This window comes from Kitasatospora sp. NPDC041988 (assembly GCF_055588525.1).
Genome location: NZ_JBVJCO010000001.1, coordinates 556,146 through 565,512 on the forward strand (window position 1 = coordinate 556,146; position 9,367 = coordinate 565,512).

The following is a 9,367-nucleotide window of genomic DNA, read 5'->3' on the forward strand; positions in this document are numbered from 1 at the left end:
CGGCCCCGAGGGCGGTCAGTGCCCCTGGGGCCGGTCAGTGCCCGCGCGGGCCGCGGGTCAGCTCGGTGAGCGCCCGGTCGAGCATGTCCGCGAAGAAGTCGGCGGCGGCCCGGTCGATGCAGAGCGGCGGCTTGATCTTGAGCACGTTGAGGTGGTCCCCGGTGGGCTGGACGACCACGCCGAGTTCGAGCATCCGGTCGCAGAGCTCGGCCGTCTCCTCGGGCGCGGGTTCGAGCGTGTCGCGGTCGCGGACCAGCTCGACGCCCAGGTAGAGGCCGGCGCCGTGCACGGCACCGATCACCGGGTGGCGGTCCGTCAGCGCTTCGAGCCGGGCCCGCAGGTGGCCGCCCACCCGGAGGGCGTTGCCCTGGAGGTCCTCGTCCCGCAGCGTGTCGAGGACGGTGAGGCCGGCGATGCTGGAGACGGGGCTGCCGCCGGTGGAGGAGAAGAAGTAGCCCTGGTCCCGGTAGGCGTCGGCGACGGCCCGCGAGGTGATGACGGCGCCCAGCGGGTGGCCGTTGCCCATCGCCTTGGCCACCGTGACGATGTCCGGCACCACGCCCTGCTGCTCGAAGCCCCAGAACCAGCTGCCGAGCCGGCCGTAGCCGACCTGGATCTCGTCCGCGATCGCCAGCCCGCCGTGGCGCCGCACCGCGCCGTAGACCTGGCGGAGGTAGCCGTCGGGCAGGGCGACGGCCCCGGCGTTGCCGTAGAAGGACTCGGAGACGAAGGCCCCCGGTGCCCGGCCGGCCGCCGCGAGGTCGTCGACGGTGCGGACGGCGTCCTCGGCGTAGGCCGCCGCGTCGGCGCCGCGGTGGCGCCCCCGGTACGGGTTGGGCGAGTCCACGGTGTGCACCCAGCCCGGGCGGCTGGTGAGCGCGTTGGGGTTGTCGGCGACGGAGGTGGAGACGGCGTCCGACGCGTACGTCCAGCCGTGGTAGGCCTCGCGCAGGGCGACCACGTCGTGCCGGCCGGTGGCGCCGATGGCCAGCCGCAGGGCCAGGTCGACCGCCTCCGAGCCGGAGTTGACCAGGAACACGGTGTCGAGCGGGTCCGGCAGGAGGGCGGCCAGCCGCTCGGTGAACTCCACCACCGCGGCGTAGTGGAACCGGGAGTTGGTGTTCAGCCGCCGTAGCTGCCGGGCCACCGCCTGCTCGACGCGCGGGTGCGCGTGGCCGAGCGGCGTGACGTTGTTGACGATGTCGAGGTAGACCCGCCCGTCCGTGGAGACCAGGTGGTGCCGCCAGCCGCGCTCGATCCGGGGCGGGGCGTCGTAGTAGTGCTCCTGCACGGTGGCGAAGGAGGCGCTGCGCCGGTGGAGCAGCTCCGCGGGCGGCGTGATGGGGGCGGCCGCGGGCAGGCCGAGCAGCGCTGCCGGGTCGGCGGTCAGCGCGAGCCACCCGGCGGCGTACTCGGGGCGGACCAGGGGCGGCACCTCGGGGCTCTGCCGGCGTCGCAGCGCGAGGTGCACACGGGTGCCGGCGGGCAGGTCCGCCAGTGGGTCCCCGGCCCGCAGCGGCGTGCCGGCCTGCGCCCTCGGGGCGACGTCGGCGTTCCACGCCACGTCGAGCAGGTGGAGACCGCAGCCGAGGGTCGCCCGGCCGGGAGAGGCGGCGAGCAGCTCGCCGTCGCGCGGCACCTGCAGCCCGGCCGGCCCGCCGAGCCAGAGGTCGACCCCGGTGGCGACGGTCGCGGGCGAGTCGGCGGCCAGCGTCCTGGCGGCGGTCAGCCGCGGCCGGCCGTACCGGGTGGCCACCGCGGCGCTGCCCCGGGCCAGCAGGTCCGAGGCCAGCCGGCCCTCGGCGCCCGCCTCCAGCCAGGCGCCGTGGTCCATCGCGTCGGCCTCGGTCGACAGGTCGAGCACGGCGATCCCGTCCGGTGCGAGCCCCGGCACCAGCGGCCGGCCGACCGGCAGGGAGGGGGCCGGCCGCGGGGGCAGGCCCAGCGCGTCGGCGACCAGGCCCGTCATCACCGCGGACGGTACCGAGACGGCCTGCTCGAAGATCCGCCACTCGGCGTCGAGCGCGGCGGTGACGTAGGCGTTGTCGCCGTCGACGGCGGCCTGCTGCCGGCCGCTGACGACGAGCGTGGCGGCCCGCAGCACGACCAGCGGCCACAGCGCGGCCACCTCGTCGGCGGACAGCGGGCGCACGCCGTGGAAGGCACGCACGGCGGGCAGCACATGGTGTGGTTCCGCGCCGGCGTGGTGCAGCACCGAGGAGAGGCAGACGGCGAGCTCGCCGACGGCCCAGCTGTGGGTCAGGTCGCCGAAGTCGATGATCCCGTCGGGAAGTCCGGAGCGGCCCCCCGGGGAGCGGACCAGGTTGTCGTCGGTGAGGTCCAGGTGCACCGCCTGCCGCGGCAGCGCCTCGGCCGACTCGCCGAGCGCCGCCCAGGCCGCGGCCGCGGCGGCCTCGACGGCGCCCCGGCGGTCCGGCTCCGGCACGTGGTGCAGCAGGCCGCCGACGACGCGGTCGGCGTGCTGAGGGTCCCACTGCAGCACCCGCTCCAGCCCGGGGTGGCGGAAGTCGCGCAGGGTCGTGCCGACCCGGCCGGCGATGGCGCCCATCGCCGCCACCGTCCGCGGGGAGAGGTGGCGGGGGCCGGAGAGCGCACCGCCCGGCAGGTAGCGCAGCAGCCGCGCGGTGACCGGCCCGTCCTCGGTGCCGACCGTGGCCGCCCGCCGGGCACCGGCGAGGTCGCGCAGGACGGTCGCCACCCGCAGTCCGGGGTGCGCCTCGGCGATCAGATCGGCGGCGGCGTCCTGGGCCTCGATCTCGGCCGCGCCGAACGCCGGATTGGCGATCTTGAGCACGGCCGCCGGCGCGTCGTCACCCTGGTACAGCAGGAAGTTGGTGTCCTGTTGGCTGCCGAGCGGCTCGGCCCGCACGGTGAGCCCGAAGCTCTCGGCGGCGATCCGCCGTGCCTCCTCCCCGGACACCCGCGGGGCCGGCAGGGCCTTGCGGGCGAAGAAGTCGACGCCGGAGGGCTGGTGCTGAGGCATGCGGGATCCTTGTCCTGGGGTGCGGGCTCGGGCGGGCGGAACGAGAAGAGCGCCGGTGGGCGGGCTCAGCCCACGTCCCAGAGGAACCGGTGGGTGTGGATCCCGAAGTAGGGGAAGTTGTCGACCACGGTCACGCCCTCCACCGGGCGCACCACGTCGTTGATGAAGGCCAGCAGCGCGGCCGGGCTCTGGCAGACCACCTCGGTGAACAGGTCGAAGGAGCCTGAGGTCAGGACGGCGTAGACGACCTCCTCGTGCCGCGAGAGCGCGTCGGCCACCGCCCGCGGATCGCCGTCCACCTTGATCCCGAGCAGGGCCATCGCCTGCCCGCCCATCGCCATGGGGTCGGTGACGCCGACGACCTGCACCACCTTGGCGTCCAGCAGCCGCTGCAGCCGCTGCCGTGCCGCCGACGGCGACAGCCCGACCTTGGGCCCGAGGTCCGCGTACGGGATCCGCCCGTCGGCCTGGAGCTCGCGCAGAATCGCCCGGTCGATCTCGTCCATGCCGCTCACCGCCGCACGGCGAGGTCGTCACGGTCCGGCGGTCCGGCGGTCAGATGGCCCATGGATGATCCTCCGCGATGAGGTGGCACGTTCGACCCTACGATCGATTCGCGCGTCCAGGCAACACTTAACGCTCGAATCGATTGTGCCGCCGAACGAAGCCGGCGGTCGGCAGGAGGCTTCCGAGGGAGCCGCCGTCACCACGCCACGGGAGGCGGGCCGGCCTCAGTGGGTTGCCCGGGTCACCACGCCGACCAGGCGGAGGATGGCCTGGCCCCACGGTGTGGTGGCGATGAGGACCCCGAACACGGTGCAGAGGAGTGCGGTGAACTTCTCGTCGGCCCGGGTGCGGGCCTCGGTCCGGCGGGACAGCCGGATGAGGATGATGATGGCGAAGGCCGCCGAGGCGCTGACGGTCAAGGGAAGGTCCCCGTTCCTGAGAGCTGTCTGACGTGGCGTCTGGTCCGGTGGGGGTGTCGGTCAGTGACCGTGGCCGGTCCGCGGTGCCGGGAGGCGGGGGAGGAGGTCACACGGCGGGCGGCCGTCGGCGGCCCGGCGGCCGAGGAGTGCGCGGTCGACCAGGGTGATGCACCTATGACACCAGCCGCCACGGGCAGCACAGCAGCCGCGTACGGGAGCACTCCGGCGGCGCCCGCCGGGTCCTCACGCGCCGATCAGGCCTCGGGGTCGGGAATGGCCACCACGGTGCCGCTCGCGCCGCGTCCGGTCAGGCGTTCGCGCCCGCGAAGGGCCCGCCAGGGCCGAAGGCGAGGCGGCCGAAGTTCTCGGCGATGCGGCGGTGACCTGCCGGGTCGGGGTGGATCTCGTCGGGCAGCGGCAACTCGTCGTAGTCGGCCGGGCCGTAGAGCGCGCGGCCGTCAAGGTGATGCAGGTGCGGGTCGTCGGTGGCGCGCCCGGCGACGATGCGGGAGAGCTCGTCGCGGATGACACCGAGCGTCAGGCGCCCGGCCGCGCGTTCGGCGGGGTCGCCGGTGGCCCGGAACTTCAGCGTGCCACTCGTGAAGTCCGGTGCGAGCGGGCCGGGGGTGTCCTCCTGGACCGGGCAGAGGACGGGGGAGACGACCAGGAGCGGCGTGCGCGGATGACCCTCGCGGATCGTGTCCAGGAACCCGTGGACGGCCGGGCCGAAGGCGCGCAGGCGCATCAGATCGGTGTTGACGAGGTTGATGCCGATCTTGAGGCTGATCAGGTCGGCGGGAGCGTCGCGCATCGCACGCGCGGTGAACGGGTCCAGCACGGCGCTGCCGCCGAAGCCGAGGTTGACCAGTTCGACGCCGCCCCGCGCGGCGGCGAGGGCGGGCCAGGTGGCGGTCGGGTGGTCCGCGTTGGAGCCGTGGCTGATCGAGCTGCCGTGGTGCAGCCACAGCCTGCGCCCGCGGTCCGGCGCGGGCGTGACGGGGGCGTCGGTGCGCAGGGCGATCAGCTCGGTGATCTCCGTGTGCGGAAGCCAGATCTCGACCGTCTTGTCGCGCGCGGGCAGGCCGCGGAACCACGCGGTGCCGGGCGGGCCCGGGTGCAGCTCGGCGGAGCCGGTGGCCATGTCGATCACCCGGGTGTTGCCGCCGGAAACTCCGGCCTGGGCGGCCAGGTCACCGTCCACCAGGAGGTCGTAGACGCCGGATGCCGGCGCGGGAACACCCCGGTAGGCCCGTTTGGTCGGCAGGGTCTCCAGGCCGATCGCGGTGGCCCGGGTGCGGAATGCCAGCCGCACGCCGGAGGGCTGCGCCTCGGCCATGGCGAGCTGCTCGTCGGGGATCTGACGGCGGGCCCGGGCGGGCAGTCGGTGCGGCAGCAGTCCGTGGGAGGTGCGCTCGATGTCGAGATGGCCGCGCAGCAGGTCCGGGGTGACGGGTGTGGTGATCAGGTCGTGCTCGGTGCTCATTGCTTCCAGCCTGGTGATCAGGGGTGATCAGGGGTGACCGGGTCGTTCGGGATCGGGGAGGGGACCGCTCAGTGCGCGGCCCGGGCCCGCAGCATGGCGTCGAGCGAGTCGACGATCCAGTCCCAGGACTCCTGCGGGTCGACGGCGGTGTGGCCGAAGCTCCCGCCCAGCTCCAGGCTGACGTAGCCGTGGAAGACGCCGCCCAGCATCCGGACGGCGTGGGTCTGGTCCGGCTCGGTCAGGTCGTAGCCGCGCAGGATCGCCCGGGTCATCTGCGCGTGCCGGACGCCGGCACTCGCGGCGGCCGTCCCGGGGTCGAGCCGGTACTGCGTGGCGGCGTAGCGCCCGGGGTGCTGCCGCGCGTAGCTGCGGTAGGCGTCCGCGAAGGCGGCCAGGGCGTCCTTGCCGGCGCGCCCGGCCAGGGCGTCGGCGGCCCGGTCGGCGAGCTCCTCCAGGGCGAACAGGGCGATCCTGGTCTTGAGGTCGTGGGAGCTCTTCACGTGCGAATACAGGCTCGCGACCTTGACGTCGAACCGCCTGGCGAGCTCGGACACGGTCACCTGCGCGAAGCCGACCTCGTCGGCGAGCTCCGCGCCGGCCTGGGTGAGCCGTTCCGCGGTCACTCCTGCCCTGGCCATCATGTGCCCCTTCCGTTGCCTGCACCGATCATGCCTTTGCCTAAGGCATTTAGGCAAATCATGCGGCTGTTATTCTTCAGGCCCGGAGCACGTGGCCCGCCTCTCCCCGCTCAAGGACCGGCACATCTGGGCCGCTGTCTGTTCAACATCAAGGCCCGCGGACCCGGTCAGGGCCTGCGCCCCTTCCGGGACCCGGAGGCTGTCGAGGACGACGAGGATTGACGGCGGCCCACCCGGCCCGCTGGGCCACTCGTTGCATCCTGTGGAGGCCAGGCGCCCGACGCTCCGGGCCGAGGCGGGGAACGCCGAGCTGGGCTCAGCACTGGCTCGACGACCTCGCGGAGCCCGAAATGGCACCCTCCTGAACGGGATCCCGGGATTCCGGGTGATCCGGATCATCGGCCGGGGCGGCGGCACGCAGCGCCGCCTCGACCTGGCGGTTGCTGGTCATGGTCGCGGTGACGGCGGTCATGGTGAGGAGGAGGCCGGCGGCGGTGTAGAGCGGGGTGCGTACGTCGTAGGTGGTGGCCAGCCAGCCGCCGAGGAAGGCGCCGAACGGGGCGGCGCACATGGCGAGCATGCGGGAGGTGGAGGCGACCCGGCCCATCAGGTGGGCGGGGACGATCGCCTGTCGGAGGGAGGGGCCGAGCACCATCGTGGCGCCCATGCCCGCTCCGCAGGCGGCGAGTGCGAGGCCGGCGACGTACGGGTTCGGGGCTGCGGCAAGGCCCAGGATGGCGAGTCCCTCGACCGCGGCCGTGCAGGTCAGCGCGGTGCCGGTGCCGAGTCGTCGGCCGAGGAAGGAGGCGATGCCCGCGCCTAGCAGACCGCCGGTGGCCTCCGCCGTGAGGAGCAGGCCGAAGCCGAAGGTGCCGATGCCGAGACGGTCGTGTGCGAAGAGGGCGAGTACGGTCTCCACGGCGAGGAAGGCGATGTTCCCGACCGCCGGACGAAGCGCGAGACCGAGCAGCAACTGATCCCGGAATACGTACGAGGCGCCGGCCCGCGCCTGCCGCAGCAGCGACTCACGGGCCTGCGGTACGGGCCGGGGTGCGGCAGGCAGCGACCGTACGAGCAGTGCGGAGAGCGCGAACGAGACCGCGTCGGCGAGGATCGGAACCGCCCGCCCGAGCGCGAGCAGGGCACTGCCCGCGGGCGGCCCCGCGAAGCCGGACGCGGCGGTCTGGGTGCCGCGCAGGCGAGAGTTGGCGCGCTCCAGGAGCGCGGGGTCGCGGCCGAGCAGATCCGGCAGATAGGCCGTCGCGGCCGTGTCGAAGAAGAGTCCGCCGAGGCCGAGCAGGAAGGCGACGGCCGCGAGCAGTGGAATGCTCAGCACGTCTAGCGCGGCCGCTGCCGCCGGTATCGCGAGCAGCACCGCACGTGCCGCGTCCGTGACCCACATCGTGCGCCGGCGGTCCCAGCGGTCCACCAGCGCACCGCCGAGCACCCCGAAGAGCAGCCACGGCAGCGTTCCGGCGGCCGTGATGACGGCGAGCGCCATCGGATCCCGCGTCAACGTCAACGCGAGCAGCGGCAGCGCGGCATGCGTCACCCCGTCACCGAGCGAGGACACCGTCTGCGCGGTCCACAGCCGTCCGAACCCGGTCGGCAACTTCCGAACGTCTGAGGTCACTTGGCGTCCCCTTCGGCCTGCTGGCGCGCTGCCGGGTGGAACAGTGCGAAGACGAGTGACGCGTCCGGCAGCGACGGATCGGACAGCTCCCGGTACTCGTCCGCCAGTGCCTGCAGCCGCGCCCCCAGCTCCGCGAACTGCTCCTCGGTGAGCCGCAGATGCGCCATCCGCACGTGCCGCTCGCCATCCACCGGCGCTGCCTCCAGGTCCGCCACCGCATGCCGCATCAGCACATCCGGCCCTCCCTCGCCCGGATCCGGCAGCACGATCGCCCGCGCGGCCATTGCGTAGTACCGCTCGGTGACCCCCCGGACCTTCCGCGTTCGTACCACCTTCACCAGGCCGGCCCGCTCCAGCAGCCGTACGTGGTAGCTGGAACTCCCCTTCGCAAGGCCCACTCGCTCGGCGATCTGCGTGATCGTCGCGGGCTCGAAGCGGAGCACGGCCATGATCCGGTGACGCGTGAGATTGGAAACGGCGCGTAGTTGCTCGTCAGTGGTGACGTGGAGCGTCTCGGGAAGATCATCGGTAGGCATGCCCCTAATGGTCAACACTTCTTGACCATTAGTCAAGGGCGTTTTGTTCGGGCTTCCGGAATCGGCTGTCCAGCGCGTGAGGCCTTCGCTCCTGCGCTCTCCGTCCCGACCTCGCGAGATCCACGGGTACCGAACGCCGACGGAGGTCTGCGCTGACCTTCTGAACAGCGGTGATGCACTGACCGCTTGAGGTCGCCTTGGTTTTCTGAAGATCGCCCTGCGAGGCCGTCCCGCCACTGCGCGGCCGTGATCGGCTTGCGCTTCGGTTCACGCCGCATGGCTGCGGTCAGCGGGATTGATCACGACCCGCCGCGACGGACAGCGAGGTCGGTCGCCGTCGCGGCGGCGACCCGTCGGACACTCGGCCTGTGCTCGACATCTCCGATCCGACCCCGGTCTCAGGCGCCTGGCCGGTCCGGCCGGACCGCGCGCGGGCCGAGGACGCCGGCGCCGAGCGCGGTGACGCGGCCCCGCAGGCCGCGGACGCGTCACTTTCTCCAGCCACGAGCAGCCCCCCACGATGAGGCCCGGCCCGCCCCGCCCGGAGGACCCACCGCCCACGGCGGCGCAGGCGGGACGCGGTCAGGTGCGGCCGAAGCAGCGCTCGAGCTCGGCGAGGTCGTAGAAGTAGCCGCCCTCGGCGATGGGCCGACAGGAGGGCTTGAAGGCGGTTTCCTTCTCGTTGTAGAGCATGCGGACGGACCAGGTACGCGGCCGAAGTGCCGTCGCCGCGCTTGGTGGTGAGGTCGGTGCCGGCGTAGAGGTCCCACTGGATGTTCGCGGCCATCGGCACCACCTCGGCGCCGCGCCACGGGTTGTTCCGGTAGGAGTACGGCTGCCCGGGCCGGGCCGGCTCGGTGCTGCCGGGGAGGCCCGTGAGGGCGGCGAGCGGCTCGATCTCCTCGGCGTGGGTGAAGCGCAGGACGGCGCCGTTGTCGCACCTGCCGGACTCGAGGACGAGCCCTCTCGTCCGTCCGCTCGTCCGCTCGTCCGCTCGGCCGGACGCGGGGGGGGGGGGGGGGGGGGGGGGGGGGGGGGGGGGGGGGGGGGGGGGGGGGGGGGGGGGGGGGGGGGGGGGGGGGGGGGGGGGGGGAGGGCGGGGGAGGGAGGTCGTACTGCTGAGTTTAGCGCGTAGGGATCGTCGGGG

Annotated in this window: 7 protein-coding genes; all 7 read right to left on the reverse strand. The window is 73.7% G+C overall.

Features of this window, described 5'->3' with window-relative positions; translation table 11 throughout:
- Positions 1-34: 34 nt before the first annotated feature.
- Positions 35-3,004, reverse strand: coding sequence for an aminotransferase (locus ACZ6NC_RS02335; RefSeq protein ID WP_465728063.1), 2,970 nt, complete (start codon positions 3,002-3,004; stop codon positions 35-37).
- A 65-nt stretch (positions 3,005-3,069) separates the two neighbouring features.
- Positions 3,070-3,510 (reverse strand): Lrp/AsnC family transcriptional regulator, encoded by a 441-nt coding sequence (locus tag ACZ6NC_RS02340; protein ID WP_465728065.1) that lies wholly within the window; start codon positions 3,508-3,510, stop codon positions 3,070-3,072.
- Positions 3,511-3,735: 225 nt separating this feature from the next.
- Positions 3,736-3,930 carry a hypothetical protein gene (locus ACZ6NC_RS02345; RefSeq protein ID WP_465728067.1) on the reverse strand — a complete coding sequence of 65 codons (195 nt, stop codon included), beginning with the start codon at positions 3,928-3,930 and terminating at the stop codon, positions 3,736-3,738.
- 307 nt (positions 3,931-4,237) lie between these two features.
- The gene (locus ACZ6NC_RS02350) at positions 4,238-5,413 is read right to left on the reverse strand and encodes a GDSL-type esterase/lipase family protein (protein ID WP_465728069.1); all 1,176 of its coding nucleotides are present in this window, start codon (positions 5,411-5,413) and stop codon (positions 4,238-4,240) included.
- A 68-nt stretch (positions 5,414-5,481) separates the two neighbouring features.
- The gene (locus ACZ6NC_RS02355; RefSeq protein ID WP_465728313.1) at positions 5,482-6,051 is read right to left on the reverse strand and encodes a TetR/AcrR family transcriptional regulator; all 570 of its coding nucleotides are present in this window, start codon (positions 6,049-6,051) and stop codon (positions 5,482-5,484) included.
- A gap of 316 nt (positions 6,052-6,367) precedes the next feature.
- On the reverse strand, positions 6,368-7,684 hold the full coding sequence (locus ACZ6NC_RS02360) for an MFS transporter (RefSeq protein WP_465728071.1): 1,317 nt from the start codon (positions 7,682-7,684) through the stop codon (positions 6,368-6,370).
- On the reverse strand, positions 7,681-8,220 hold the full coding sequence (locus ACZ6NC_RS02365) for an ArsR/SmtB family transcription factor (protein ID WP_465728073.1): 540 nt from the start codon (positions 8,218-8,220) through the stop codon (positions 7,681-7,683). Before ACZ6NC_RS02365 ends, ACZ6NC_RS02360 begins: the two co-directional genes overlap by 4 nt.
- Positions 8,221-9,367 lie beyond the last annotated feature (1,147 nt).